Annotated in this window: 24 protein-coding genes; 9 read left to right on the top strand and 15 right to left on the bottom strand. The window is 66.2% G+C overall.

All coding sequences use genetic code 11. The features are described 5' to 3' along the window. Nucleotides 1-15 precede the first annotated feature (15 nt). The 6 genes from ARTH_RS23245 to ARTH_RS20170 all read right to left on the bottom strand — a co-directional run bounded on the left by ARTH_RS23245 (nt 16) and on the right by ARTH_RS20170 (nt 6,570). The gene (locus ARTH_RS23245) at nt 16-534 is read right to left on the bottom strand and encodes a hypothetical protein (protein WP_156810718.1); all 519 of its coding nucleotides are present in this window, start codon (nt 532-534) and stop codon (nt 16-18) included. Nucleotides 535-606: 72 nt separating this feature from the next. Further along, nucleotides 607-1,554, bottom strand: coding sequence for an L-lactate dehydrogenase (locus ARTH_RS20190; protein ID WP_011693801.1), 948 nt, complete (start codon nt 1,552-1,554; stop codon nt 607-609). Nucleotides 1,555-1,740: 186 nt separating this feature from the next. Then, the gene (locus tag ARTH_RS20185) at nt 1,741-3,291 is read right to left on the bottom strand and encodes an amino acid permease (RefSeq protein WP_011693800.1); all 1,551 of its coding nucleotides are present in this window, start codon (nt 3,289-3,291) and stop codon (nt 1,741-1,743) included. A 31-nt stretch (nt 3,292-3,322) separates the two neighbouring features. Further along, complete coding sequence (locus ARTH_RS20180) at nt 3,323-4,738, bottom strand: aspartate ammonia-lyase (RefSeq protein WP_011693799.1); 1,416 nt, start codon at nt 4,736-4,738, stop codon at nt 3,323-3,325. A 49-nt stretch (nt 4,739-4,787) separates the two neighbouring features. Next, nucleotides 4,788-5,831 (bottom strand): asparaginase, encoded by a 1,044-nt coding sequence (locus ARTH_RS20175; protein WP_011693798.1) that lies wholly within the window; start codon nt 5,829-5,831, stop codon nt 4,788-4,790. A 43-nt stretch (nt 5,832-5,874) separates the two neighbouring features. Then, a complete protein-coding gene (locus tag ARTH_RS20170; RefSeq protein ID WP_011693797.1) occupies nt 5,875-6,570 on the bottom strand; it encodes a FadR/GntR family transcriptional regulator in 696 nt (231 codons plus the stop codon). 175 nt (nt 6,571-6,745) lie between these two features. On the opposite strand from ARTH_RS20170, the gene ARTH_RS23240 reads away from it, so the two are divergent. Then, nucleotides 6,746-7,042: a type II toxin-antitoxin system Y4mF family antitoxin gene (locus ARTH_RS23240; RefSeq protein ID WP_011693796.1), complete on the top strand. Its 297-nt coding sequence runs from the start codon at nt 6,746-6,748 to the stop codon at nt 7,040-7,042. Then, nucleotides 7,039-8,268, top strand: coding sequence for a type II toxin-antitoxin system HipA family toxin (locus tag ARTH_RS20160; RefSeq protein ID WP_011693795.1), 1,230 nt, complete (start codon nt 7,039-7,041; stop codon nt 8,266-8,268). The genes ARTH_RS23240 and ARTH_RS20160 overlap by 4 nt, the downstream gene beginning before the upstream one ends. 7 nt (nt 8,269-8,275) lie before the next feature. On the opposite strand, the gene ARTH_RS20155 is transcribed toward ARTH_RS20160, so the two are convergent. Continuing rightward, entirely contained in the window at nt 8,276-8,893 is a 618-nt protein-coding gene (locus tag ARTH_RS20155) for a uracil-DNA glycosylase (RefSeq protein ID WP_011693794.1), read from the bottom strand. Between the two features lie 796 nt (nt 8,894-9,689). Here ARTH_RS20155 and ARTH_RS20145 point away from each other — a divergent pair. Then, the gene (locus ARTH_RS20145) at nt 9,690-10,910 is read left to right on the top strand and encodes an exonuclease domain-containing protein (protein WP_011693793.1); all 1,221 of its coding nucleotides are present in this window, start codon (nt 9,690-9,692) and stop codon (nt 10,908-10,910) included. A gap of 3 nt (nt 10,911-10,913) precedes the next feature. Beyond that, a complete protein-coding gene (locus tag ARTH_RS20140; protein ID WP_043430136.1) occupies nt 10,914-11,411 on the top strand; it encodes a hypothetical protein in 498 nt (165 codons plus the stop codon). Nucleotides 11,412-11,447: 36 nt separating this feature from the next. Here ARTH_RS20140 and ARTH_RS20135 read toward each other — a convergent pair whose 3' ends face one another. Continuing rightward, nucleotides 11,448-12,821: an HNH endonuclease gene (locus ARTH_RS20135; protein ID WP_011693791.1), complete on the bottom strand. Its 1,374-nt coding sequence runs from the start codon at nt 12,819-12,821 to the stop codon at nt 11,448-11,450. 113 nt (nt 12,822-12,934) lie between these two features. After that, nucleotides 12,935-13,837, bottom strand: coding sequence for an SRPBCC family protein (locus tag ARTH_RS20130; protein WP_011693790.1), 903 nt, complete (start codon nt 13,835-13,837; stop codon nt 12,935-12,937). Nucleotides 13,838-13,996: 159 nt separating this feature from the next. On the opposite strand from ARTH_RS20130, the gene ARTH_RS20125 reads away from it, so the two are divergent. Beyond that, a complete protein-coding gene (locus ARTH_RS20125) occupies nt 13,997-14,503 on the top strand; it encodes a hypothetical protein (RefSeq protein ID WP_011693789.1) in 507 nt (168 codons plus the stop codon). A gap of 99 nt (nt 14,504-14,602) precedes the next feature. Here ARTH_RS20125 and ARTH_RS20120 read toward each other — a convergent pair whose 3' ends face one another. Next, on the bottom strand, nt 14,603-16,132 hold the full coding sequence (locus ARTH_RS20120) for an amidohydrolase (RefSeq protein ID WP_011693788.1): 1,530 nt from the start codon (nt 16,130-16,132) through the stop codon (nt 14,603-14,605). Between the two features lie 12 nt (nt 16,133-16,144). Beyond that, the gene (locus ARTH_RS20115) at nt 16,145-16,765 is read right to left on the bottom strand and encodes an SRPBCC family protein (protein WP_071067517.1); all 621 of its coding nucleotides are present in this window, start codon (nt 16,763-16,765) and stop codon (nt 16,145-16,147) included. Nucleotides 16,766-17,058: 293 nt separating this feature from the next. Here ARTH_RS20115 and ARTH_RS20110 point away from each other — a divergent pair, with 293 nt between their 5' ends. The 4 genes from ARTH_RS20110 to ARTH_RS20095 all read left to right on the top strand — a co-directional run bounded on the left by ARTH_RS20110 (nt 17,059) and on the right by ARTH_RS20095 (nt 21,305). After that, a complete protein-coding gene (locus tag ARTH_RS20110; RefSeq protein WP_156810717.1) occupies nt 17,059-17,460 on the top strand; it encodes a hypothetical protein in 402 nt (133 codons plus the stop codon). Further along, on the top strand, nt 17,457-18,512 hold the full coding sequence (locus tag ARTH_RS20105) for a zinc-dependent alcohol dehydrogenase family protein (protein ID WP_011693785.1): 1,056 nt from the start codon (nt 17,457-17,459) through the stop codon (nt 18,510-18,512). The genes ARTH_RS20110 and ARTH_RS20105 overlap by 4 nt, the downstream gene beginning before the upstream one ends. 72 nt (nt 18,513-18,584) lie before the next feature. Then, nucleotides 18,585-20,306 (top strand): DUF4389 domain-containing protein, encoded by a 1,722-nt coding sequence (locus ARTH_RS20100; RefSeq protein WP_011693784.1) that lies wholly within the window; start codon nt 18,585-18,587, stop codon nt 20,304-20,306. A gap of 216 nt (nt 20,307-20,522) precedes the next feature. Continuing rightward, entirely contained in the window at nt 20,523-21,305 is a 783-nt protein-coding gene (locus ARTH_RS20095; protein WP_011693783.1) for an SDR family NAD(P)-dependent oxidoreductase, read from the top strand. A gap of 117 nt (nt 21,306-21,422) precedes the next feature. On the opposite strand, the gene ARTH_RS20090 is transcribed toward ARTH_RS20095, so the two are convergent. From ARTH_RS20090 to ARTH_RS20075, 4 genes are all read right to left on the bottom strand, one after another. Beyond that, nucleotides 21,423-22,082, bottom strand: coding sequence for a GntR family transcriptional regulator (locus tag ARTH_RS20090; RefSeq protein WP_011693782.1), 660 nt, complete (start codon nt 22,080-22,082; stop codon nt 21,423-21,425). A gap of 120 nt (nt 22,083-22,202) precedes the next feature. Then, the gene (locus ARTH_RS20085; protein ID WP_011693781.1) at nt 22,203-23,225 is read right to left on the bottom strand and encodes a transketolase family protein; all 1,023 of its coding nucleotides are present in this window, start codon (nt 23,223-23,225) and stop codon (nt 22,203-22,205) included. After that, a complete protein-coding gene (locus tag ARTH_RS20080) occupies nt 23,222-24,103 on the bottom strand; it encodes a transketolase (protein ID WP_052309728.1) in 882 nt (293 codons plus the stop codon). Before ARTH_RS20080 ends, ARTH_RS20085 begins: the two co-directional genes overlap by 4 nt. Before the next feature lie 26 nt (nt 24,104-24,129). Further along, on the bottom strand, nt 24,130-25,467 hold the full coding sequence (locus tag ARTH_RS20075) for an MFS transporter (RefSeq protein ID WP_011693779.1): 1,338 nt from the start codon (nt 25,465-25,467) through the stop codon (nt 24,130-24,132). Nucleotides 25,468-25,535: the final 68 nt, after the last annotated feature.

Below are 25,535 nucleotides of genomic sequence, written 5' to 3'. Positions count from 1 at the left end.
GTGCAGCTCCCGGTTTTATGTCCGGCTAATGGAGAGTTCGCCGGGCGTTGGACTGCCAGGAACGTGCGTGGCGGCACACAGCACCCGGGCTGTGTCCGCGGCCGGTTCCGGGCCGGCGAAAGAGGTGGTGCCGGGCGATGGCGCGAAGAGACCCGCAGTAGCCGGGGCGGGAATGCAGCTTGCGTGCGGAGCAGACATCTCACCGGTTGCGCCGGTGGAGACGCACGACGGCGGCGGTTCCGGTGCGCTGCTGCCCATTGGCCGGGCGGACGCCGGATCCAAGGTCGCGGCGTGCACCGTGCCGTCCGCCATGGCATTCGGCGCGGTGCGGGCCGCTGTACTCGGCGCCGCGGCGTGGGTTGCGTGGGCGCCGGCAGGAACAGCCGCCAGGGCGCCGGGGCCGTGCTGCGTGTGCGAGGACGCCAAGACGTGCATGCCGACTAATCCGGCGAGGATTGCGAGGACGCCAAGGAACAGGGCGGTCCGAAACCGGCGAGTCACAGGGAGAGGCAGGGAGCCGGCAATGTGAGGCATAGCGTTCTCCCTTCCCTTGTTGCCGTGCGCAGTGGCTGTAGAGTCCGCACCGTTCAACGAAAGGTGCGGCTCTTAGATTCCCAGCGTACCCATCGTGTTCCGCAGTGTGTCCGCCGAATGCTGCAGGGCGGCCAGTTCTCCATCGTCCATCGGCGTGTGAAGGATGCGGTGCACACCGCCGCGCCCCACGACGCTGGGCAGGGACAACGCCACGCCGGAGATTCCGTAGGGGCCGTCCAGCACGGTGGACACGGGCAGCACGGCGTTCTCGTCACGGAGCAGGGCTTCCACGATCCGCGCACCGGAGAGGCCGATGGCGTAGTTGGTGGCACCTTTGCCGGCGATGACCTTGTAGGCCGCCTGCGTCACCTCTTGTGCCGTTTCGGCAAGGTATTCCGGGGTGAAGATGCGTTCGCCGTCAGCTTCCCAGTCGAGGATGGGGACGGGCCCGATAGTGGCGCCGGACCACACCGGAAACTCCGTGTCGCCGTGCTCGCCCACCATGCTGGCATGGACGCTGGCCACGGAGACGCCGGCGCGGCGGGCCAGCAGCCAGCGCAGCCGTGACGTGTCCAGCACGGTGCCGGAGGAGAAAACGCGCTCCGGGGGCAGGCCGGAGATCTTTTGCGCCGCCACGGTGAGCACGTCGCAGGGGTTGGTGACCAGGACATAGACCGCGTCCGGGGCTTGCTGAAGCAGTTGCGGCATGAGCTGTTCGAGGATGCCGACGTTCGTCCCGGCCAGGTCCAGGCGCGTCTGGCCCGGAGCCTGCTTCGCACCGGCCGTGATCACGACGACGTCGGCGCCTTCCGTCACCGCGATATCGCCGCCGCCGGTGACGGTGGCGGCCGCCGCGGCGAACTGGGTGCCGTGGGCGAGGTCCAGGACTTCCGCTTCGGCTTTGAGGGCATTGACGTCGAACAAGGCGATGTTGCTTGCCGAACCGCGGATCAGGGCGGCGTAGGCCAGCGAGGTGCCCACGCTCCCGGCGCCCACCACGGCAAGTTTGGATCCTGACATGAGCTACCTCTTCCCCGGCCCCGGAGCTCCAGGACCCGCGCTGATGGTGCGACTGCCCGCAATGGCTTCATGCTACCGATTTAGCAGCGGCCACACATCAGCGCGAACGGACACTTGCGGCCCGTCTATCCGGAGATTTCAGGGCCGCATGTGTCCGTTCGCGCTAAAGGAACCGCCTGGCTGGAGTTAGCTCTTGTTCTTCGCGCCCGGGCCCGGGCGGTTGGCTACGAGCGGGTACGGGCCGGTGAAGCCGTCGCGGACCGCGGCGATCTCCAGGACGCGTTCCCGGCAGAGGCGCCAGCCCAGCATCAGCGCGGGGATGACGATGACCAGCGAAGCGATGGTCCAGGTTCCCACGGGGGAGTCGAAGGCCATGAGGACAAGCACTGCCAGCAGGAAGGCCAGGGTGATCCAGCCGGTCACCGGGGCGCCGGGCATACGGAACGCCGGCCGGAGGAGTTCGCCGCGCTTGGCGAGCCGTGCCAGCTGCATCTGGCACATCACAATCACGGCCCAGGTGCTGATGATGCCCAGGGACGCCACATTCAGCACGATTTCGAAGGCTTCGGCGGGCACGACGGCGTTGAGCACCACACCAAGGACGGCCACGGCTGCGGTCAGGGCAATGCCGCCGTAGGGGACGCCGGCCTTGTTCATGCGGGCCGCGAACTTGGGCGCAGATCCGGCGACGGACATGGAGCGCATGATCCGGCCGGTGGAGTACAGCCCGGCGTTGAGCGAGGACAGCGCCGCGGTGAGGACCACCAGGTTCATGATGGCGTCCACGCCCTCAACCCCGATGGAGCCGAAGAACGTGACAAACGGGCTTTCCCCGGCTTTGTAGGAGGTGTACGGCAGGAGCAGGGAAAGCAGCACCAAAGATCCGACGTAGAACACCGCGATACGGAAGATGACCGTGTTGATGGCCCGGGGCATGATCTTTTCCGGGTTCTCGGTTTCACCGGCAGCGGTGCCGATCAGCTCGATGGAAGCGTAGGCGAACACCACACCCTGCATGACAACAATCGCCGGAAGCAGGCCGTTGGGGAACAATCCGCCGTTGTCCGCGATCAGGCTGAAGCCCACCTGCTGGCCCTCCACCGGCGTGCCGAAGATGACGAAGTAGATACCCACCACCAGGAAGGTCACCAGGGCAACCACCTTGATGAGCGCGAACCAGAACTCAAGCTCGCCGAAGACCTTGACTGAGATCAGGTTCAGGCCGAGGACCAGGATCAGGGCCGTCAGCGCCCAGGTCCACTGTGGAACGTCCGCGATGGGTGCCCAGTACTTCTTGAAGAAGTTCATGTAAAGCGCGACGGCGGTGATGTCCACGATCGCCGTCATCGCCCAGTTCAGCCAGTACAGCCAGCCGGTGACGAAAGCAGCCTTCTCGCCGAAGAACTCGCGGGCGTAGGAGACGAACGATCCGGATGAGGGGCGGTGCATCACGAGCTCGCCGAGGGCGCGCAGGATCATGAAGGCGAAGAAGCCGCACACCGCGTAGCTGATGATGAGGGCCGGCCCGGCAGTGGCAAGCCGGCCGCCGGCACCCATGAAGAGCCCGGTGCCGATCGCGCCGCCGATGGCGATCATCTGGACCTGCCGGGGCTTGAGTCCCTTGTGGTAGCCCTCATCCTCGCGGTGGAGGGAGGCTTCGGAGGCGTGGGCGTGCGCCGGGATGGTGTGGTCGGTGATGACCTGCTTTTGGGCAGTGTCCTGTTGGGGCTGTGTCATGGGGGGGGTCCTTACAAGATGAGGTCGGGGACTACTTGCTTAGGTTGGCCAGGCGTTGGGGGCTGAGGAGGTCTTCGAGTTGCTCGGCGGTGAGCAGCTTGTGTTCGAGGACGAGTTCGGCGACGCCTTTGCCGGTGGCGAGGGCTTCCTGGGCGATGGCGGTTGCGGTGGTGTAGCCGAGGTGGGGGTTGAGGGCGGTGACGAGGCCGATGGATTGTTCGACGGTTCGGCGGAGGTGGTCGGTGTTGGCGGTGATGCCCTGGATGCAGCGTGCGGTGAGGGTGCGGCAGGCGGCTTCGAGGTGGGAGATGCTCTTGTGGAGGCTGTGGACGATGATGGGTTCGAAGGCGTTGAGCTGGAGTTGTCCGGCTTCGGCGGCCATGGTGATGGTGACGTCGTTGCCGATGACTTCGTAGGCGACCTGGGAGACGACTTCGGGGATCACGGGGTTGATTTTGCCGGGCATGATGGAGGATCCGGATTGCACGGCGGGGAGGTTGATTTCGCCGAAGCCGGCGCGGGGGCCGGAGGAGAGCAGGCGCAGGTCGTTGCAGATTTTGGAGAGTTTCACGGCGACGCGTTTGAGGACGCCGGAGAGGTGGACGAAGGCGCCGACGTCCTGGGTGGCTTCGATGAGGTCCGGGGCGGTGACCAGGGGCAGGCCGGTGATTTCGGCGAGGTGGCGGCAGGCGGTGGCGGCGTAGCCGGCGGGGGCGTTCAGGCCGGTGCCGATGGCGGTGGCGCCGAGGTTGATTTCGTGGATGAGCAGGTCCGCTTCGGCCAGGCGGAGCCGGTCTTCGCCGATGGTGACGGCGTAGGTGCCGAATTCCTGGCCGAGGGTCATGGGGACGGCGTCCTGGAGCTGGGTGCGGCCCATTTTGACGACGGTGCGGAATTCGAGGGCTTTGGCGGCGCAGGCGTCTTCGAGTTCGGCGAGGGCGTCCAGGAGTTCGCGGGCGGCGAAAATGGTGCCGAGTTTCACGGCGGTGGGGTAGACGTCGTTGGTGGACTGGGAGAGGTTGACGTGGTCGTTGGGGTGCAGGCGGGTGTAGTGGCCTTTGGGGTGTCCGAGGATTTCCAGGGCGCGGTTGGCGATGACCTCGTTGGCGTTCATGTTCGAGGAGGTTCCGGCGCCGCCCTGGATGACGTCCACGACGAACTGGTCGTTGAGTTTGCCGTTGAGGACGTCGGTGCAGGCCGCTGCGATGGCGTTGGCGCGTTCGGCGTCGAGGAGGCCGAGTTCGTGGTTGGTGCGGGCGGCGGCGAGTTTCACGGCGGCGAGGCCGCGGACCAGGTGCATGTTGGTGGAGAGCGGCTGGCCGGTGATGGGGAAGTTCTCCACGGCCCGGAGGGTGTGCACACCCCAGTACGCGGCAGCGGGAACATCCCGGTCACCCAGCAGATCATGCTCGGAACGGAAGGCGGCGGGGGAAGCGTTTTCGGTCATGGGTATCCTCGGGAGGCGTGGCTGGGGAGAAGAGTTGGGGGCAGGGCCGCTAGGTTGCCGGAATGAAGTCGGTGGCCGTCAGCTGCCCGACGGGGTGGCCGCCGCCCAGGACGGCTCCCGTGGCGATGCCCGCGAGCGGTGAGGTGTCGACGTCGAGCGCTTCCAGTACGCGGACGGTGGCCGGCATGCGGGCGCGGTCCCCGCCGTCGGAAATTTTCACGGCCACGGCGCGGCCGTCCGGGAGGCCCACGAGCTGGACCCCTTCGAAACCGTCCTTGGCCACCGCTCCGGGGAGCAGGCGCATCAGTTCGGTGACATCGCGGCCTTCGCCGGCCACCATTTCGGGGTGCTGGATCATGGCCCGGCCGACGGCGGCTTCCGGACTTCCGGGATCTGTCACCACTGCGGCGGCGAGGCGGCCGAAGGCGCGGGCCATGCCGCGGAGGGTCAGTGCGAACAGCGGAGTGCCGCAGCCGTCGGTGCTGGTGCGCTCGGGTTCTTCGCCGGTGAGTTCCCGGACTGTGGCGGCGACGAGCTGCTGCAGGGGGTGTTCCGGATCCAGGTAGCCGCGGACCGGCCAGCCGTTGATGACGCAGGTTGCGGCCATGGCGGCGTGTTTGCCGGAACAGTTCTGGGTGAGCCGGGTAGCGGTGCCGCCGTTGCGGAGCCATTCGTTACGTTCGTCCGGCCCGTACGGCAGGTCGGTGCTGTTTTCCAGCGCGTCGGCCGTAAGCCCGTGCAGTTCGAGGATGCGGAGCGCGCCGTCACGGTGCACTGCTGCTCCGGAGTGGCTGGCCGCGGTGAGGGCCAGAAGGTCGGCAGGAAGGTCGAGGCCGGCACGGACCATCGCCACGGCCTGCAGCGGCTTGAGTGATGAGCGCGGGTAGAAAGGTGCCAGGGGGGCGCCCGCAGAGAACAGCGTGCGGAGGCCGCCGTCGGCTGATTCGTCCGGGGCGGTGGCGATCACCGAGCCGTAGTGGATGCTTTCCACGAGCCCGTCGCGGGTCTGCACGGCCAGCGGAACGTGCTGCGGCAAGGCTGTTAAGTCCGGGGCCGGAGCCTGGGCGTGGACGGGCAGGGCAGGGGAGAGCATGGAGTCCTTGGGATCGGTGACGGGCGTCGGTTGGGCGTCGCGGCTATTGGCTGAGGATGGAGTCGAGGGCTGCGCCTACGGCATGCAGGTGTTCCTGCATCGCGGCGCTGGCCTCGGTGGCATTGCCGGATTCAATGGCGGCCAGGATCCGCTGGTGTTCCTGGTCGGAGGCGTGCTGGCGGTCGGCCACCATGTTGAGGGTCTCGGATTGGTGCGCCAGGGCGTCGCGGATGTCGGAGACCACGTTTTCAAACACCTTGTTGTGGCTGGCCCGGGCGATGGCTGCGTGGAAGCTGGAGTCGAGGGCAACCCAGGATTCGGGGTCGTCCTCGGCGGCCATGGCGGCCACGATATCCCGCAGGCCTTCCAGCTCTTCGGCCGTCCGGCGTTCGGCGGCCAGGCCGGCGGCCGGGACTTCGATGTGCGGGCGGGCCTCGGTGAGGTCCAGCGCCGAGTACTGGCCGAGGACCAGGTCCTTGGCCACCCGGTTGGCGACCACAAAGGTGCCGCGGCCGGTCTTGGTGGTGGTGAGGCCGAGGGCGTTGCAGGAGCGCAGCGCTTCACGGACCACGGAACGGCTCACCCCGTACTGCTGGGAGAGCGTGGCTTCGGAGCTCAGTTTGGAGCCGATCTCGAGCTTGCCGGACTCGATTTCGGCGCGGAGGACGTTGAAGACGGCTTCGGCTGCGCTGAGGCGGGCGAGGGGCTGTCCTGCTGTCCGGCTGTCTGACAGGTTCACGCTTAAAATATGGCACGGGTCACACGGGGTGTCAACTGTGAAGCGGATCGCCCGGAACCGGACATTGGATATTCGGTACGTTCATTCCGATTCTTTGCTGTACAAGGGCGCTCCCCGTCCCTAGACTTGGAATTCCAAGGGAAACGGTACGTTCGTACCTGTCTGGGGAGTCTGAATGGCCGATACGTTCGCTGACATGCTTGCCGCCGAAGTCAGGGCCAGGCGTGCAGCCCTGCAACTGACCCAGCACGACCTTGCCCACCTCGCAGGGGTATCCGAGCGCTTCGTCCGATTCGTGGAGCAGGGGAAGCGCAGTGTGCAGCTGGACTCGCTCCTGGCGTTGCTCGAAACCCTTGGCCTGGAGCTTCAGCTGACCACGCGGACCCGCCCTGCGGCCCGCGCCATTGGGGGCATCCGCGCCCCCGCGGACGGCCCCGCTCCCGGCAAACCGCTGGGAGGGGACCAGAAATGAGGCACCGCGTCGCCGATGTCTACAAGGCCGGGGTGCTGGCCGCGCGGCTGGAGCGGCACGACGGCGGCACCAGGTTCAGTTACCTGCCGGCGTACCTCGCGGCGGGAGGTCCCGCCGTCGCCAGTTCCCTGCCGCTAAGCGCTGAACCGGTGCTGTCCGCGGCGGGGGCCGCGCCGCCGTACTTCACCGGGCTCCTGCCGGAGGGCAGGCGGCTGAACGCGTTGCGACGATCGGTGAAGACGAGCGTTGACGACGAACTCTCGCTCCTGATCGCCGCCGGGGCCAACCCGGTGGGCGATGTGCAGATCGTTGGCCACGGTGAGCCCCTGGACCCGGACGAACACGCCGTCGAGCTCAACCCGAAGGCCCCGGTCGACTTCGACGCGCTGCTGGGCGACTCCGGGCTGATCGACCCCGTGGCGCTCGCTGGCGTGCAGGACAAGCTGTCCGCCGGGATGATCTCCATGCCCGTGGCCAGTGCCGGCCGGCGCTACATCCTCAAGCTCAATGCCCCGGAGTTCCCGCATGTGGTGGAGAACGAGCTGGTGATGTTCCGCTACGCCGCCAAGCTGCGGATTCCGCTGAGCAAAGTGCGGCTGATACGGGATGTAGAAGGCCGGCCCGGGCTCCTGGTGGAGCGGTTCGACCGGATCCCGCTGGCGGGCGGCGCGCACGGAGCGGTGCAGCGGCTCGCCGTCGAGGACGGTGCGCAGGTGCTGGGGCTGTACCCCGCGGACAAGTACAACGTGGCGTACGGGCAGGTGTGCCGCGCCCTGGCGGAGTACTGCGCGGCGCCGCTGCCTGCGCTGCGGAACCTTGCCATCCAGGCGGCGTTCGCCTGGCTGAGCGGGAACGGCGATCTCCATGCGAAGAATGTGTCGATGGTGCAGCAGCCGTCGGGGGAGTGGTCCATCGCGCCGGTCTACGACATCCCCTCCACAGTGGTCTACGGGGACAAAACACTCGCCCTCACGCTGGACGGCAAACGGACCGGGATCTCGCGGAAGCATTTCCTGGGCTGGGCCGCCGGCCTGGGGCTGACGGAACGCGCCGCCGTGCAGGTGCTGGAGCTGGGATTGAAGGCATCGGGTCCGCTGGTGGCCGACCTTGAAGCGGGTACGGCTTTTGCCGGAGCGAACGACGACGGCGCCTCACCGTTTTCGTCGATGGTCACCAGGTCATGGCTCAAGGAGCTCAAACACCGGCGCCGGCTGCTGGAAGCGTAGGAAGCGACTAGAGGTGCTGGATCCCGGCGCGCTGCATTGCGTCCCTGTAGATCTCGACGCTTTTGCTCAGCAGTTCTTCCTGCTTGTTCGCGGAAACCGCGAAGGCCCGGCCGCCGAGGGCGCTGGCTTTATAGATCTTGATTCCGGAGTTCTTCAGGGACTGGTGGTACGTCTTCTCGAAGAGGGTAAGGAAGGTCTGGGCGTCCGTGCCGTGGGCGATGATGGCCGAGACGCGCCTGTTGATCTTCAGGAACTGGCGGAAAGGACGCAGGCCGTCCGTCTTTTCCTGGACGTTGAGGGCGGAGGGGAGGTCGGGGTCCCGCACCCAGGGGTAGGCATTCCACGGCATGACGTAGCGGGGGTCGAGTTCCACGATTTCGTAGATTGACGTGGCCCGCCGGGCCGCTTCATCGTCATTGAAGTGGGATACGAAGCCCGATTCGGTGCCTTTGCCGGGGCTGACATGGAGACTGACGATCCTGCATTCGTCCTCGTCATGGACGGGGTCAATGTACGGGACTATGGAGCCCGGCTTCTTTTCCATGAGTTCGTCGCAAAGCTGGGTTACAGCAGCGATGTTCGGTTCCTGCAGCAGGGCCTTTTTTTCGTCCCAGTCAATCGTCACGATTTCTCCCTCAGCACACGGCGTCCAGAATCAGGCGTCTGGTTCCACTCTACGCTTTTGGCCGGGGTTGATGTTCTGCGGATTTCAGCAATCGGCAGAGGCGGCAACGCATCCGGGCTTCAAAGCAAGAGGCTCCCGGCCTATTTCCTCCCGGACCGTGCGGGCGTACGCTTAAAGCGCCTGCAGGTAACCGTTCAGATAACGCGGGCCGTTCGGGACATGAGAATGTCCGGGCCGTCTCATAGCGAGATCGCGAAGGTACCTGCAGGTCTTTGCTGTTTAAGCCGGTCTTTGGGATTGCGGCGGCATGCGCGACTCACTCCCTTCGCGCCTTCGTATCTAACCCGGCAGCCTGGCCGTAGGCCTGCTTGGCCTCGGGATTTGTTGCTGCTTGATATGCCTCGACCAGCCTTTTCGTCCTGGCTTGGACGACGGGGTCTGACGCCATCGAGTAGGCCTTTCTTGCTACCGCACCCAGCCTCTTCGCATTCTTCCTAACGAATGCCCAGCATCTTGCCGCCATACCGTTCTCCGTACCGATCTGTGATCTGTGAGGCGAGATTAGCACTGTGTGACAATGTGCCAATGAACACTGTGCGAGCCGGAGAACAGGTCCTGCACGTTGACGGCGCTCAGTACCGTCGTCGAACACTCAGTCCTGGGCTTGGTGCACCAGGTTCAGGCGCGGCGCAGACCACAGGATGATTCCACCGAGCCCTCGAAATACGGGATGGCGGACAGCGGCCGACCACAAGGACTGACAGCGGCCGATAGAACTTACAAACCTAGGGAACAGATGAACGCAGGATTCGCAGTCGTCGACGTGGAGACGACCGGGCTCTTTCCTGGCAATCACCGCATTGCCGAGATCGCCGTCGTGCACGTCGATCCAGATGGCACCGTCAGCAACCGCTGGGAGACGCTGGTGAATCCCCAGCGCGACTTAGGCCCGCAGCACATCCATGGCATTCGGGCTGCCGACATCCTGCACGCTCCCGTTTTCGGGGACATTGCCCATGACGTCATGGAGTTGTTGGCAGGCCGCGTGCTGGTCGCGCACAACGTTCATTTCGACTACCGATTCGTCTCGCACGAGCTAGGGCGCGCCGGCCTCGAGCTGCCGTTCGAAGTCCATGATTGTTTGTGCACCATGAAACTGGCACGCCGCTACCTGCCCGGAGCAGGGCGCTCGCTTAAGGACTGTTGCGACAGCTTTGGGCTCAACCTGGCGAACGCCCACAGCGCTGGTGACGATGCAGAGGCCGCCGCGCATGTGCTGAGCAACTATCTCCGCATGGATTCTGGTAACCCCGAGTGGTTCAGCGCTTTGGACCGGGCCTACTTTTCTTCGTGGCCTGCCGTGGAGCCGAAGCGCCGTCAGCCTGCCCTTCGCCGCCCGGCGGGTGAGCCGCAGACTCACTTCCTTGAGAGGCTGGTGAACCGGCTACCTGAGGTTGCAGGGCCGGATGAGCACAACGCCTATCTGGCAATGCTTGACCGCGCCCTTATGGATCGACAGATTTCAGTATCCGAGGCTGACGGCCTTGTGGCCCTCGCCGAATCCCTGGACATCAGCAGAAGTACAGCTGAACAACTTCACATCAAGTACATGATTTCCATGCTCGCCGCAGCTTGGGACGACGGTGTGGTTACAACTGAAGAGGAAGCTGACCTCCGAGTTGTTGGGAACCTGCTCGGCATCAGCCAAGAATCAATAACACGCGGGCTCGTGGCTCCAGTTGCGGGACAGGATGAGGAAACTGGTGCGGCAGTCCAGTCGCTGGTGCTCGGGGGCGGCGACAAGATCGTGCTCACCGGTGAGATGTCGCGAGATCGAAACGACATTGAGGCGGACCTCCGCGCGGCAGGGTTTGTCCCGCATCCGGCGATCACGAAAGCGGTGAGACTGCTGGTCGCGGCGGATCCCGACAGTTTGTCAGGCAAAGCCAAGAAGGCGCGGAGCTACGGCATACCGGTAGTCGGCGAGCCCTATCTGACTACCTTGCTGCGCGGTTAGGGGATACGCGTGGATGAGGACGCCCTCAGGGCAGACGGCTTCACCGGCTTCAAGACGTTTGCGGAACTCGACGTAGACGACATCCCCCGGGCGCCTGGCATCTACGCGGTACTGAAGCCTCCAGGCCACAGGCATACGTTTCTCGAGGAAAGTGTCGGCGGCTGGTTCAAGCAAAAGAATCCATCCATTCTTGAGGATGCTCTTGCCACTGAATGGGTGGACGGCGCAGTCGTCCTCTATATCGGCAAGGCCGGCGCGGGGAGCACAGGCAAGCGTGGGCTCCGGAAGCGGATACAGGAGTTCGCCGACTTTGGGCGTGGCAAGCCCGTAGGTCACTGGGGTGGCAGGCTTCTGTGGCAGCTCGCGGAATCGCAATCCCTGGTGATTGCTTGGAAGCTTGTCCCCGCAGAACAGGTGGACGCCACGGAGGCCTGCTACCATGCTAAATTCCGCAGTCTCTACGGCCGGCTTCCGTTCGCCAACCTCGTTCATGCGCGCTGATTAACGCGCGTTTCAGCCGGGTAACTCACCGCCCCCTCACGCAGCAGCCGCAGCCCTTAACCTGACGCGCTTGAGCGCCTTGACCTGGTGCCGGAGTTCACGGCGGCGGCGTGAGGCTGCTATTTCGGGAGGCGGATGCCCCGGCAGCGGCGGCGCCGTGGACTGGTAGCCGTGCCCGGCGGGCGTTGTCAGCTGGAACGTGTGCCGTGGTCCCGGCAGGGGGCGGGAGCGCCAGCCGGGGGCCTCCTTGATGTGGTTGCAGGCTTCGCAGAGCCCTGCCCCGTTGCCTTGAGTGGTGGTTCCGTCGCTGTGCCACGGCAGGATGTGATCCAGATGCCTGATCGGAGCGTCGCAAAATGGCGTGCGGCAGGTGTGGTCCCGGACTTGGATGAAGCGGCGCAGCCCGGACGGGAAAAGGCGTGCTCTCGACTCCATCGCCACGAGATCACCGCTGCCCGGTGCGGTGTACAGCCGTCGGAGCCAGACGTTCATGGGTTGGCCTTGGTCCCGGGCAACGATCTTCCGCCCCCACGCCGCAGGGACTATGCCGTAACCCGCAAGCCGGGCCGGTTCACTGTCTCCCTGAAACAGGGCGCGGTCGGTCATGACGAGCTGGATTTCGACCCCGCAGATTCCACCCGCAGTTCCCGTCACGCGTTCAACCAGCGCATCTGCCATGAGCTGGCCGCGGCAACGCGGGTCGCCGTCGGACCGCAGGGTGTCCGCATGCCTGGTGAGGGCCGCGTGGACGGCCACGCCCTCGGCCACCGGGAGGAATGCAGTCACGTAGCACATGGTGTCCGGGGCGGGACGAAGACTGACATGCCGCTCCGCGGCGGCGTGGCTGGCGCGGTCCGCAACGGACCTCGGATCACGCCGATAGGCGGCTGACCGCGCCGCTGCGACGACGGCTCGGTCGCCCGCCCCATTGAACGACCCGACGTCGGACGCCAACTCCTCGTCGACGGCGCTGCGGTCAGCCGCGGACAGGCAGGCAGTCTCACGCACCAGAAGTGTTGCGCGCCATTCGTTGAGCCGGCCTGCCTCCAGCCCGGCGAGGGTATGCGGCATCTCGGTGACGAGCGCCTTCGCCAAGCCCAGAAGCCGGCTGCCCCTGGCTGGCGATTCCCGCCGGGCGAGGGCGATCTGCGCAGCGACGCCGGTGCCAAGCTGATCCGCCGGAACTCCGACGTCGGACTGTTCACGGCGCTGGCATATGTCAAAGGCAACCGCGACCCTGGCCTGCAGCGCGGCTGCGGCGGATTTTAGCTCCTCGAGTTTACGAAGCTGGTCGATCATCCCCGCACCGTCCACCACAGGCCGTGCGACAGTCAGGGAGGCGATCATCTCGGTGATCGCCACCGGGTCCGCTGCTCCCGAAGCCCTTTCCGGCTCCTGCTTGCCGTCCATACATCAAGTGTCCCCGCGACCACCGACAATTAAGTGGGAACAAGAACGGGGCGTCGCCTCCCGTGTCATGACGGGAGGCGACGCCCCTGGTGCTCGCCCCCAGCGAGACAGTCCTAGTGCTGGCCGAGGCTGCCTGCCGCAGGCGGAAGGCCGCCGTCGCGGTTTTCTTCGTCCCTGCGCTCGGCAGCGCTCCTCGTGTCGCTGTCGGCGGTCTCATCCGAGTCGCCTTCGAAATCGACCAGGCCGTTGGTCTGGTCGAACGGCTTGGCGATCCGGTCGTCACTCAACGCGGAACCGGAGCCGGATACCGTGCCGGCTGCTTCAGCGGGCTCCACATAGCCGGAAGCGTTGGTCGCCGGAACGGCTGAAACCGGGGTCCCCGAAACGGGAACCGTGGTGCTGGCGGGCTCCGTGTCCTTGTCCCGCATGCTCGCGGCCACGCCGGCTGCCGCTGCGGCGGCAACCCCCACACCCGCCGCGACCTTTCCGGAGATGCCGGCCTTGCCGGAATCGCCGCGTGACGCCGCTGCCGCCTCCACTCCGGGAGTCGCCGCGGAGGCGCCTTCGTTGACGGTCCCGCGCCAGGCGCCGCTGGCATAGCCCTCGTCCTCGATGAAGTCCTTGAACCTCTTCAGGTCCCCCTCAACCTGCCGGTCGACGACATGGAGTTTGTCTCCGATGGTCTCCACGATGCCTTCCGGCTGGTATTCGAGGGACAGCTGTACCGACGTCTGGCCGCCGCCCACGTCTTCGAAGGTCACGGTCCCCGCGTTGGTCGCGCCTTCCGTGGCAGCCCACGCCACCTTGCGGTCCGGGACCTGCTCCAGGATCTTGGCCTCCCACTTGCGGCGGACGCCCGCGATTTCAGCCACCCATTCAAGGCGGTCGTCGCTGAGCTGCGTCACGCTCTTCACACCACCCATGAAGTGCGGAAATTCCTCGAACTGGGTCCACTGGTTGTACGCAGTGCTTGCCGGGACGTTGACCAGAATGCGTTTCTCGACCTTCGTGCTCATGGTGTCTCCTTTGACTAGAAAGGGTTGAACGTTGCCTGGCGATGACGATGGTTCGCCAAGTAATCAGCATGCTTACTATAACTTTGATGTCGCCATCCGGCTAGAGTTTCTTTGGCGGCCGCCGCCACTCCACGTGTTCACGAGCCAAGGACCCCCATCATGCAGGTCACCAAGAGGGCACTCCGGGAAGACGGGTTCGCCGGCTTCCGGACCTTCGCTGAAGTCGAGGTCAACCGGATCCCGCAGGCACCCGGGATCTTCGCTGTCCTCCAGCCTGAAGGATTCCAGGTGCAATTCCTGGCCAGGAGCACGGCCGGGGTTTTCAAGAAAAAGGACCCCTCGCTGCCGGCGGACAAGCTGGCTGCCGAATGGGTGGACGGAGCGGAGGTCCTCTACGTTGGAAAGGCCGGACCGGGGAGCAAGGGCAACCGCGGCCTGCGCCGGCAGATCCAGGAGTTCCTGGACTTTGGCAACGGTAAGCCTCCCGGGCACTGGGACGGGCGGCTCATCTGGCAGCTCGCAAACGCCAAGTCACTGCTCATCGCCTGGAAGGAGCTTCCCGCCGGCGGGCTGAATGAGGCTGAGGCCAAGTATCACGCAGACTTCCGCGAGGTTTATGGCCGCCTGCCGTATGCCAACCTGGTGCAGTCCCGCGTCAAGGGTTAGCCATGAGCCGCGTTCGCGCCGTAAGTTGCTGTCGGCGCCGCTGGAGTGCGACGACGGCGGGCGGCGGCGGTTGGGGCCTTAACTGTCCGTTCGCGCTGGTCAGGCTTCTGACGCAACCGTCCCGCCGCCGTCGTACGTGAACCTGCCGGCAACCAGCGTCGCCGCCACCGGCATCGACGCGAAGACCTCGTGCGGTACGCCAAGCGGGTCGTCGTTGAGCACGGCGATGTCCGCGGGATCGCCGGCACGGATCCGGCGCCTTCCCCGGGCGGACGCCGCCAGGGCTTCCTCGCGGGTGATTGCCTGTTCCGGGTGCCAGGGTCCGCGTCCGTCCGGGCCGGACCGGGTGGTCGCGGCCGACATCGCGGTCCACGGATCCAAGGGCGCCACCGGAGCGTCCGAACCCAGCGCCAGGGTGGCTCCGGCAGCCAGCAGGGACCGCAGCGGGAACGCCCGGTCGGTACGGTCACCCCAGTTGGCGTCGGCTGCGTCGCGGTCGTCGAGGGCATGCGCCGGCTGCACGCTCGCCGTCAGGCCCAGTCGGCCAAAGCGGGCGAAATCCTCCTGCCGGACGAACTGGGCGTGTTCGATCCGTCCCCGGATGCCGGCAGCCTCGAAGGCGTCCAGCGCCACCTGGTTCGCGGCATCGCCGATCGCGTGGACTGCGGGAACGAAACCGGCTTCCCTCGCCCGGACCAGCAGCGCCAGCAGTTCCGGTTCGCTGACGGTGAGCAGCCCCCGCCCGCCGTGCGGATAAGGGTCCACGCAGTAGGCGGTGCGCGTGTTGAGGGAGCCGTCGATCAGCACCTTGAGTGGCCCCACCCGGAGCAGGCCGTTCCCGCCGGGGATGTCCTGCCCTGTCCGCATTGCCTCGCGCCGCGCACGGTCCAGATGCTCCGGATAGACGCCCGCTTCCACCCGCAGCGAACGGAAACCGCCGCTGACCCGCCGCAGCCACACCTCGCGGTTCCACGTCATCTCGAAATCAACGATCCCCACCACCCCGCGGGCGGCTGCCTTCCGCGCCGCCTCATCGACCCAGGCGTCCACCACTGCGTCAGGCAGCCTGCCGAGCTCGCGGGTCAGGGCAAACGCCGGCTCCTCCCTTAGCAAGCCGCTGGCGTCCACGTGCACCCCGTAGCGTTTCGCGGCAGCGCTGTTCAGCCACACACAGTGGAGGTCATGGCTGATGAGCGCTGCGGGACGGCCCTGCGTCGCGGCGTCGAGCATCGCCAGGCTGGGAACGTCCGCCCAGAGGGCGTCGCGGAAGCCGACGCCCACCAGCGTGGGGTCGCTGCCGCCGTCGTTCTCGCCGTGCACCGCAACGCTGAGGCGACCGTCTGCGAGACGGGACCGGACGACGTCGACGGCGTCTCGCGCCGACGCGGCGTGCGACAGGTCGATGCGGTTGGCGGCCATGGCCCACTGGGTCATGTGCACATGCTCATCCCACAGGCCCGGGATGGCGTACCGGCCCCCTAAGTCGACCGTGCGGGCACCGCTCCGGTGCTCATCCGCCGCCGTTATCCGGCTGACCACCCCTCGGGCAATGTGAATATCCAAGCAGTCCTTCCCACCGGGCTGCCGGACGGAGGCAAGGACGAGGTCGGGTGCAGCGGGTTCAGGCATACGGACAGGCTACTAAGAGTTCCCCTCTGCGCGGCTCCTGATCCCGTGGAGCATGCGCCGGGACATGACGAAACTGGCAACCTCCACCACCTCGACCAGGTACCGGGCCCACCACTGCCGGTAGGCGTACCGTTCCCGTACCACCAAGCGGGTGGCTCCGGCGGGCTGCGGCTGCAGGACAAACGCCCAGGTGAAGTCGAACGGCCCGGGCGGGGATCCGGGAGGAACGCGCAGTACGAGCGCGTTGCCCTGGTCCACTAACGCGACTTCCAGGTCCGCGGAAGCAGCCGGGGCCAGGTGGAAGCGGTCGCCTGCCTTGATGTCCTGCCACTCCGGGTGGATACGGTCGGCACTGTGGATGTCCAGGCCGGCCAGGTTTTCGAGGAAGTCGTAGCTGTAGAGTCCACCGCGTCCCTGCCCCATCTGCGCCAGCCAGGGCCACACTTCATTCGCCGGAGCTTCGATGGTGATGGCCCGCGTGGACTGCAGATCCGCCGTGGACAGGAGATCGTCGCCCGGCAGCCCGTCGTCGGCTTCGGCGTCCGTGGCGCCCCAGCGCAACTGAAAGCGCCGGAACAGGAAGGCGGACGCCACCAGCCAGGCGAACACTGCGGGCTTGGAAAAATGTTTCATGGTCCGTGGCTTCGTCATCGGGCAATTCTCCAGACCGCCGATTCCCCTGTCACGGGCCATAAGCCCCGGGGGCGCCGTGGTTCGCCCACGCAGGCCTCCGCATAGGGGTCTTTCGTCCCTTACCGTTGCTGCGCCGGGCCGCCATCCTTGATGTGGGGCATCTCACGCCTGCGTTACTCGCGCACGCACCTTGGGGAGGGGATATGCTTCGCCGATCAACACTAGGTCTCGCTACAACATTGGGGAAGGGCTGGCGCAGTGCGCCTCCCGGACATAGCAGGAGACCCGGCTTCATGAATCAACACGCCCGAACTGTCCTGGGTACTCGACCCTCCGTCCTCTCCCGTCATGGAGCCCCATCCACCACGCACTATGAGCACTCTGACCACCGGCTCAAGGTGGTGGTCCGCATCGAAGCGGACCTGGAGGCTGCCAGTATCGAAGTCCGTGGCGTCGTAACGGGGGCCAACCTTCGCGCCCTGTACGTGGTCGCGCGGCGCACCACTTCACTGCTGCACGGCAAAGAACTCACCATCGATCTCTCCCGCGCCCGGGTCACCGACACGGTCCTTGAACAACTCCACGAATGCGCCCGCCTCTCCCGGCTGGCATCCGGGGTGGACCGTTCGGTGGTCGCATGCAACGTGAAGATCGTGGACCCCGGCTTTATCCACAGAGTCAAGGAGTACGCATGAAAGCGCTCGTCTACGGCGGTCCCGGCGAAAAGTCATGGACCGACGTTCCGGATCCCGCCATCCAGAACCCCAGCGACGTAATCGTCAAGGTGGACACCACCACCATCTGTGGAACGGACCTGCACATCCTCAAGGGGGACGTGCCCGCAGTTCAGAAAGGCCGGATCCTGGGGCATGAGGGCGTGGGAACCATCACCGAAGTGGGCTCCTCGGTCACCAGCCTGAAAGTAGGGGACCGGGTCATCATCTCCTGCATCAAGTCCTGCGGCCACTGCGCCAACTGCAAGACCGGTCTTTATTCGCACTGCATGGGCGAGGAAGGCGCAGCAGGTATCGGCTGGGTCTTCGGACACCTGATCGACGGTACGCAGGCCGAATACGTGCGGGTCCCATACGCGCAGAACTCGCTGCACCTTCTCCCCGAAGGGGTCAGCGACGACCAGGCCGTGATGCTCTCCGACATCCTGCCCACCGGCTTTGAAATCGGTGTGCAGTACGGGCGGGTCAAGCCGGGGGACACCGTGGCGGTTGTAGGCGCGGGGCCGGTCGGGTTGGCAGCAATCGCCACCGCCGGGCTGTACGGCGCGGCAACCATCATCGCGATCGACCTTGACGCCAACCGGCTTGAAAAGTCCCGCGAATTCGGCGCCACGGACGTCGTGCTCTCCGGCGACGCCGACTGGAAGGAACAGGTGCTGGCGCTCACGGACGGACAGGGCGTGGATGTGGCCATAGAAGCGGTGGGCATCCCGGCGACCTTCGGAATGTGCACGGAGATCGTGCGCCCCGGCGGCAACGTGGCCAACGTCGGCGTGCATGGAAAGTCCGTCGAACTCCATGTGGAGAACCTCTGGATCCAGAACATCAACATCAGCATGGGCCTGGTCAACGCCAACACCACGCCGATGCTCCTCAAGCTGGTGGCGCAGAGGAAGGTTCCCGCGGAGAAATTCGCCACCCACCATTTCACGTTCGACCAGTTCATGGACGCCTACGACACCTTCGCCCGCGCAGCCGAAACCAAGGCACTCAAAGTCGTGATCACGGCGTGAAATCGGCGCCCGCTCAAGGAGCGGGCGCATAAGACTCCGGGGGGCCAAGCAAGAGGCAAGAAAGGACTGGCCATGAAACCAGGCCGGATAGTCATGCTGGTACTCGGCACCCTCGCGGCCCTGATGGGGCTTGGACTGCTGACAGCCGCCGGCGCCGTCGGATGGGTCAATTTCCAGCAGCGCGACAACGGATATTTGACCACACCCACAGAGCGCTACGACGTGGCCACTCGGGCCATCACCTCGCCCGGCCTGAACGTCCTGGTGGACGAGGAACTGCCGGATGTCCTGCCCGTGGACAGTGCAGGGCGATTGCTGTTGCGCGGCACGTCCGCGTCCGGCCAACAGATCTTCATCGGCATCGGACCCCAGGAGGACGTGGCCCGGTACCTGGAGAACGTCCGGCACTCCGAAATCACCGAGTTGAAGTCCTACCCGTTCCGCGTCCAGTACCGTGAGGTCCCCGGAGACGCCGTACCCGCTGCCCCGGGCGCCCAGTCATTCTGGTCCACGTCCTCCCAGGGAACTGGAACCCAGCAGATTGAGTGGGACCTGCGCAGCGGCCGCTGGGCAGTGGTTGTCATGAACGCCGACGGCGCCGCTCCGGTCTCCGTGGACCTGCAGGCGGGCGTCCGGTCCGATCTGTTGTGGCCGGTCTTCATTGGGCTCCTGATCGGCGGCATCGCCCTGCTGGCGGTGGGGGTGCCGCTGATTGTGGCCGGCGCCGCAGGGCTCGGCAAGCACGGCCCGCCGCCGCATTACCCGGCGGCCGCACCCGCGGGTCCCGGTCCCGTACCAGTAGGCCCGGACTCCCATGCCCCCTACGCCACAACCCCGGGTGCCCCAGCCCCCTACGCCACGGCCGCAGCGGCGATACCGCCCGGAGGCGGCCGTACGCCGCTGCCCACGGACCCGCAGCCCTCGGACACCTCCCGGTACCCCGTGCGGCTGAATGGCTACCTCGACCCCGGGCTCTCCCGCGGCATGTGGCTGATCAAGTGGTTCTTGGCCATTCCGCACTACATCGTGCTGTTCTTCCTGTGGTTCGCCTTCTTCGTGACCACCATCGTGTCCGGCTTTGCCATCCTGTTCACCGGCCGCTACCCGCGCTCGCTGTTCAACTTCAATGTGGGCGTCCTGCGGTGGAACTGGCGGGTGGCTTTCTACGCCTACGCTGCGATCGGGACGGACCGTTATCCGCCCTTCACGCTGGCGCGGACCGACTACCCGGCAGATTTTGACGTCGAGTACCCCGAGCACCTCTCCCGCGGCCTGGTGCTGGTCAAGTGGTGGCTGTTGGCCCTTCCCCAACTCCTGATCGTCGCCGCCTTCTCAGGCGCGGCAAGCACCTGGGGCAACCGGCGTACATGGGTGGATGGCAGATGGGTGGACGGCACCTGGGTTGATGGAACCTGGGTGGGATACCAAGGCGGCGGCGGGATCTCGCTGATCGGCCTTCTGGTGATCGTGGCCGGGTTCAGCCTGCTGTTTACGGGGCGCTTCGGCCGAAGGCTTTTTGACCTGCTGATCGGCCTGAACCGTTGGACCCACCGCGTTATTGCCTACGTGGCGCTGATGCGGGACGAGTATCCGCCCTTCCGTCTCGACATGGGGCCGACGGATCCTGCCGACGCTCCGCCGACAGGCTATCTGCCGCCGCCCGTCCCCGCCTCGCAATCCGCCCCGCCGCCCGTGCGGCCCCCGGGCCCTCCCGCGCCCCCGGCCGCGCCCGCGGAGGCGCCTCCCTCAGCTGGCCCGCGCACGGAGCCCCCGGGAGAACCGCGGCAACCCTAGGAATACGGCAACCCCAGGAATCGGTGGCCACCACCACCAGGTTCCCGTCGGGGTCCTGGATGGGGATTCCTGACTGCACCATGGCTCCTAATGTGCCCCCGGGCAGCCAGCCGGTCAAGGCGCCTACGGAGGCAGCACCCTGGCAGCACCCTTGCCACCCGCCGCCCACAGGAAGATAGTGGGAGGATCTGACCACTCCCGGGCAGGAGGCCCGCAATGCTGCTGGAACAAGGTACCGGGCCGGCTGGCCTGCTGCAGGGCCGGACCGCTTTGGTGTACGGCGCCGGCGGTCCCGTCGGAGGCGCCGTGGCCCGGGCCTTCGCGGCGGAAGGTGCGGAAGTCTTCCTGGCCGGACGCACGGAGTCCCGTCTCCTCAAAGTAGCCCGGGACATCCGAGAGGCGGGCGGCAGCGCGGATACCGCCGTCGTCGATGCCCTCGACGAAAACCAGGTGGATGCCTTCGTGGACCAGGCCGCAAAGAAGACCGGGCGCATCGACGTCTCCTTCAACCTGATCTCCTACGGGGACGTCCAGCAGCCGCTGATGGAGATCTCCGCCGACGACTTCAGCCGGCCCGTCAGCGCAGCTACCCGGACGCACTTCCTCACCACCCGCGCCGCGGCGCGGCACATGATCAGGCAGCGCTCCGGCGTCGTGCTGATGTTCGGCGGCTCAGGTCCGCAGACCCTGCACGGGCTGGGCGGGTTCAAGATCGCGCTGGATGCCGTGGAGGGGCAGCGCCGGCAGTGGGCGCTGGAACTGGGCAAGAGCGGCATCCGCGTGGTCACGATCGTGACGGGCGGGATAGTCGAAACACTTCCGTGGCAGACCGAGGGCCGCGAAGAGATTGTTGAGGAAATCACCAGGAGCGCGCACCTGAACCGGACAGCAACGCTGGAGGACGTGGGCAACGTGGCGGTGTTCATCGCCTCGGACCGGGCCGGCGCCATCACCGACGCCACAGTGAACATTTCCTGCGGCGCCATTGTGGACTACTGAGCCGTTGCGCAGGACGTAGCGGCGCGCTGTCCCTTGCTCAGCCCGGCTTTGTGTTCGGCGTGCCACGTCCTCTTATGCCCGGTCATGTGCCCGGCGGAGGGGCTGGAGCTGAACCTTCTATGCCACCAGGTTGTCCGCGGCGGTGTCCATGTGTTCGCGGATGGTCTTGCGGGCCAGGGAGCCGTCCCCGGTTTCGATGGCGGCCACGATGTCGTGGTGGCGGTCCACGCTCATGTTCGAGACGCCCTTTTCCAGCCCGGCAAACATGATGGACATCCGGATGGAACCCTCCAGCGATTCCCAGGAGTGGAGCAGCGTCTCGTTACCGGTGAGGCGGCACAACGTGCGGTGGAATTCGAGGTCTGATTCGATCCGGTCTTCGAGGCTGCCCTTGGCCGCCGCATCCATGGCGCCGATCGCCGCGCGCAGCGAACCGATCACATGCTGGCGGTCCGGCAGCTCACACAGGGTCCGGGCGGCAAGGGATTCCAGCGCCGCACGCACGGAGTAGATATCCCGGATTTCCTTGGCATCGAGGTGCCGGACGGAAAGGCGGCCCCGCGGGCCCGCCGACAAAAGCCCTTCCTGCTCAAGCTGCCGCAACGCCTCCCGAAGCGTTCCCCGGCTGATCTGGAGCATGTCCGAGAGTTCAGTTTCCACCAGGTGCCGGCCCGGTTCCAGCTCTCCGCTGGTGATGGCGGTGCGCAAGGCGGAAAGGGCCTGCTCGCGGAGGCTCTTCTTCTGCAGTCCCAGCAGGGGTGCTGTCACTCCGGCCATTGTGGCACTTCCTCACTGTCAGTGGTCGACTGTTTACAGTCGGTGCGTTAACTTTTGATGTTACGGCAGAAGCGCGGACCCGTGTGGTCCCGGGGCCGCGCTCCCGCCGCTCGTTCCCGGCTAGCCCAGTTCTGCCAGGACCTTCGCCACGATCCGCTGGACGGACAGGCCGTAGCGCTCGTGCAGCGTGGGCAGCGCACCGGCGTCGAGGAACTCGTCCGGCAGTGCCACGGGCACCACCCGCTTGCCCAGTCCCGCGGTGACGACGGCGGACGCAACCGTTTCGAACAGGCCGCCGATCACGCTGTGGTTTTCCAACGTCACCGCGAGGCGGTCGGTATTGATCTCGGCCAGGACCGTCGCGGCGTCGAACGGTTTGATGGTGGGGGTGTGGACGACAGCGACGTCAACGTTGTGTTCGGCCAGCGCCTTGGCTGCCTGCAGCGCCCGCATGGTCATGAGTCCGCTGGAGATGAAGACGACGTCGTTCCCGCCGCGCAGGACCTTCGCCTTGCCGAGCTCGAAGGTGTAGCCGTATTCGTCCAGGACCGTGGGCACGTTCCCGCGGAGCAGACGCAGGTACGTGGGCCCCTCGCTGGCCGCGAGCTGGGGGACGGCCTGTTCGATGTCGATCGAGTCGCAGGGGTCCACGATGGTCAGGTTGGGCATGCCGCGGAAGATCGCCATGTCCTCGGTGGCCTGGTGGCTGGGGCCGTAGCCGGTGGTCAGGCCCGGCAGGCCGCCCACGATGTTCACGTTGAGGTTCGGTTCGGCGCTGTCGAGGCAGAGGAAATCGTAGGCCCGCCGCGCGGCGAAGACGGAGTAGGTGGACGCGAACGGCACCAGCCCGGTCTCGGCCAGTCCCGCGGCCGCCCCGAAGAGCAGCTGCTCGGCCATGCCCATCTGGAAGAACCGTTCCGGGAAGGCCTGCGCGAAGATGTGCATGTCCGTGTATTTGCCCAGGTCCGCGGTGAGGCCCACGATCTTGTCGTTCTCCTGGGCAGCCTTCACGAGTGCATGTCCGAACGGCGCGGAGGCCGTTTTCTGGCCGGGATCAGCGAAGGACGCGATCATGGCCGAGGTCTTCAGCTTGGGGGCGGCGCCCTTTACTGCGGTGCCCGTTGAAGCGGTGGCGGTGCTCATCGTGCGGCCCTTCCTTCGTATCCTGCGGTCAGCTGTTCGCGGCATTGCTGCCATTCGTGTTCCTCGATGCGCATAAAGTGCGCCTTCTCGCGCTCTTCCAGCAGCGGCACTCCGCGGCCCACCTTCGTGTCGCACAGGATCACGGAAGGACGTCCGACGGCGGCGGCCTGGGCGGCTGCGTTGTCGAACGCCGCCAGCAGCGCGCCGACGTCGTTCCCGTCCACCCGCTGGGTGTACCAGCCGAAGGATTCCCACTTCTCCGTTACGGGCTCGGTGCGCAGCACGGTGTCCGTCTTTCCGTCCGCCTGCAGCGCGTTGATGTCCACCATCGCAGTCAGGTTGCCCAGCTGGTGGTGGTGCGCGCCCATGGCGGCCTCCCAGGTGGAGCCTTCGTCCAGTTCGCCGTCGGAGAGGAAGTTGTAGACCCTCGCCCCGGAGCCCTGGTATCGGAGGCCGAGTGCCATGCCCACCGCGATGGTGAGGCCGTGGCCCAGGGAGCCGCCGGAGATCTCCATCCCGGGGGTGTACGTGGACATCCCGGACATCGGCAACCGGGAATCGTCCGAGCCGTACGTCCCAAGTTCTTCGACCGGAACGATGCCGGCCTCGGCCAGTGCGGCGTAGTGTCCGATCGCGTAGTGCCCGGTGGAGAGCAGGAAGCGGTCCCGCGCTTCCCATTCAGGATCCTCGGGCCGGAAGCGGAGCTGGTCCGCGTAGACGGCGGCCAGCATGTCCGCCGCGCCGAGCGCCTGGCCCACGTAGCCCTGGCCTTGCACCTCACCCATGTTCAGGGCGTGGTGGCGGATGCGGTAGGCGGCGGCGCTGACGCCGGCGACGCGTTCGGTCGCGGGAGCCGTGGTTTCCTGGGTGGCAGTCATGTGAGCTTCTTCTGTGGCGGTGGTCATCAGGCGTTTACTTTTTGCGGCGTGTTTTTGGTGGCCTCATCTGCCAGCTGCCGTTCGCGCTTGCCCCAGGTTTCCCGGGTGACGAGGGCGGCCCAGAGCCCGATGGCTGCGTAGAAGCTGAAGAGAAGGGCGGGGCCCATCCAGCCCAGGCTGACGAAGAGGAGCGTGGTGATGAAGGGCGTGAATCCGGAGACCATGGCGGAGATCTGGTACGCCAGCGAGGCTCCGGAGGAGCGGGTCTTCGCCTGGAACAGTTCGGGGAACCACGGGCCCTGGGCGCCGGCCAGGGAGTTCTGGCAGACAGCGTAGGAGATGACGATGGTGGCGATGATGAAGACGAACATTCCGGTGTTGACCAGCAGGAACATGGGGATGCCGAACAGGAGCGCGAAGGCTGTGGACCAGATGTAAAGCGGCCGGCGCCCGATCCTGTCGGTGAGCCTTGCCCAGGCCATGGTGGCAAATATGCCGATTGCGGAGGCGATGCAGAGGGCGACGAGCGTCTGGGTCTTGTCAGCCAGGTGCTGGGTGTGCAGGTAGGAAATCATGTAGGTGATCGATACGGCGTAGCCCGCGGTCTCGGCAATGCGGAGGCCGATGCCCCGGACGATGCTGCGCCAGTCCGTCTTGATGACCTCGAGGATCGGCGACTTGACGATGGAACCGCTCTCCTTGACCTCGTCGAAGACCGGCGATTCCGGCACCTTGGAGCGGATAATCAGGCCGACGACGACGAGCAGGATGCTGGCCAGGAACGGGACGCGCCAGGCGAGTTCGCCGCCCAGGTTGACGCTGACCAGGAAGACGAGGTTGGCCAGGAGGAGGCCCACGGGGAAGCCGGCCTGCACGATGCCGGTGTATTTTCCCTTGGACTTCCAGGGCGCGTGCTCGTAACTCATCAGGATGGCGCCGCCCCATTCGGCACCGAAGGCGAGGCCTTGGACGACGCGGACGAACACCAGCAGCGCCGGCGCCAGCAGGCCGACCTGTTCGTAGGTGGGCAGGAGGCCGATGAGGAACGTGGCGACACCCATGAGGATCAGGGAGGCCACCAGGACGGGCTTGCGGCCCACCTTGTCGCCGAGGTGGCCGCCGATGATCCCGCCGATGGGGCGGGCGGCGAAGCCGACGCCGAGCGTGGCGAAGGCGGCCAGGGTGCCGGTGACCGGGTCGCCCGTGGGGAAGAACGCCGTTCCGAAGTACAGGGCGGCGGCAGTGCCGAAGCCGATGAAGTCATAAGTCTCGATGACGGCGCCGACACCGGAGCCGATGGCGACGCGTTTAGCGTCCTTTGTGCCGTGCACGTGGCCGCGCATTTTCAGAGCCTCATTGCTCATTGCTGAATCCCTTTCGAAGAGCGGGCAACGCTTCCGCACCGCCGCTGTCGACTGTTAACAAATGATAT

The organism is Arthrobacter sp. FB24 (assembly GCF_000196235.1).
Classification (GTDB): domain Bacteria; phylum Actinomycetota; class Actinomycetes; order Actinomycetales; family Micrococcaceae; genus Arthrobacter.
The sequence above is the reverse complement of the archived record's forward strand: the minus strand, read 5'-3'. Positions and strand labels throughout refer to the sequence as shown.

What these genes read in the sequence shown, in the direction of transcription:
- ARTH_RS23245 (WP_156810718.1), bottom strand. Translation starts at nt 534, where the DNA reads ATGCCTCACATTGCCGGCTCCCTGCCTCTCCCTGTGACTCGCCGGTTT.
- ARTH_RS20190 (WP_011693801.1), bottom strand. Translation starts at nt 1,554, where the DNA reads ATGTCAGGATCCAAACTTGCCGTGGTGGGCGCCGGGAGCGTGGGCACC.
- ARTH_RS20185 (WP_011693800.1), bottom strand. Translation starts at nt 3,291, where the DNA reads ATGACACAGCCCCAACAGGACACTGCCCAAAAGCAGGTCATCACCGAC.
- ARTH_RS20180 (WP_011693799.1), bottom strand. Translation starts at nt 4,738, where the DNA reads ATGACCGAAAACGCTTCCCCCGCCGCCTTCCGTTCCGAGCATGATCTG.
- ARTH_RS20175 (WP_011693798.1), bottom strand. Translation starts at nt 5,831, where the DNA reads ATGCTCTCCCCTGCCCTGCCCGTCCACGCCCAGGCTCCGGCCCCGGAC.
- ARTH_RS23240 (WP_011693796.1), top strand. Translation starts at nt 6,746, where the DNA reads ATGGCCGATACGTTCGCTGACATGCTTGCCGCCGAAGTCAGGGCCAGG.
- ARTH_RS20160 (WP_011693795.1), top strand. Translation starts at nt 7,039, where the DNA reads ATGAGGCACCGCGTCGCCGATGTCTACAAGGCCGGGGTGCTGGCCGCG.
- ARTH_RS20145 (WP_011693793.1), top strand. Translation starts at nt 9,690, where the DNA reads ATGAACGCAGGATTCGCAGTCGTCGACGTGGAGACGACCGGGCTCTTT.
- ARTH_RS20135 (WP_011693791.1), bottom strand. Translation starts at nt 12,821, where the DNA reads ATGGACGGCAAGCAGGAGCCGGAAAGGGCTTCGGGAGCAGCGGACCCG.
- ARTH_RS20130 (WP_011693790.1), bottom strand. Translation starts at nt 13,837, where the DNA reads ATGAGCACGAAGGTCGAGAAACGCATTCTGGTCAACGTCCCGGCAAGC.
- ARTH_RS20125 (WP_011693789.1), top strand. Translation starts at nt 13,997, where the DNA reads ATGCAGGTCACCAAGAGGGCACTCCGGGAAGACGGGTTCGCCGGCTTC.
- ARTH_RS20120 (WP_011693788.1), bottom strand. Translation starts at nt 16,132, where the DNA reads ATGCCTGAACCCGCTGCACCCGACCTCGTCCTTGCCTCCGTCCGGCAG.
- ARTH_RS20115 (WP_071067517.1), bottom strand. Translation starts at nt 16,765, where the DNA reads ATGAAACATTTTTCCAAGCCCGCAGTGTTCGCCTGGCTGGTGGCGTCC.
- ARTH_RS20110 (WP_156810717.1), top strand. Translation starts at nt 17,059, where the DNA reads ATGAATCAACACGCCCGAACTGTCCTGGGTACTCGACCCTCCGTCCTC.
- ARTH_RS20105 (WP_011693785.1), top strand. Translation starts at nt 17,457, where the DNA reads ATGAAAGCGCTCGTCTACGGCGGTCCCGGCGAAAAGTCATGGACCGAC.
- ARTH_RS20100 (WP_011693784.1), top strand. Translation starts at nt 18,585, where the DNA reads ATGAAACCAGGCCGGATAGTCATGCTGGTACTCGGCACCCTCGCGGCC.
- ARTH_RS20095 (WP_011693783.1), top strand. Translation starts at nt 20,523, where the DNA reads ATGCTGCTGGAACAAGGTACCGGGCCGGCTGGCCTGCTGCAGGGCCGG.
- ARTH_RS20090 (WP_011693782.1), bottom strand. Translation starts at nt 22,082, where the DNA reads ATGGCCGGAGTGACAGCACCCCTGCTGGGACTGCAGAAGAAGAGCCTC.
- ARTH_RS20085 (WP_011693781.1), bottom strand. Translation starts at nt 23,225, where the DNA reads ATGAGCACCGCCACCGCTTCAACGGGCACCGCAGTAAAGGGCGCCGCC.
- ARTH_RS20080 (WP_052309728.1), bottom strand. Translation starts at nt 24,103, where the DNA reads ATGACTGCCACCCAGGAAACCACGGCTCCCGCGACCGAACGCGTCGCC.
- ARTH_RS20075 (WP_011693779.1), bottom strand. Translation starts at nt 25,467, where the DNA reads ATGAGCAATGAGGCTCTGAAAATGCGCGGCCACGTGCACGGCACAAAG.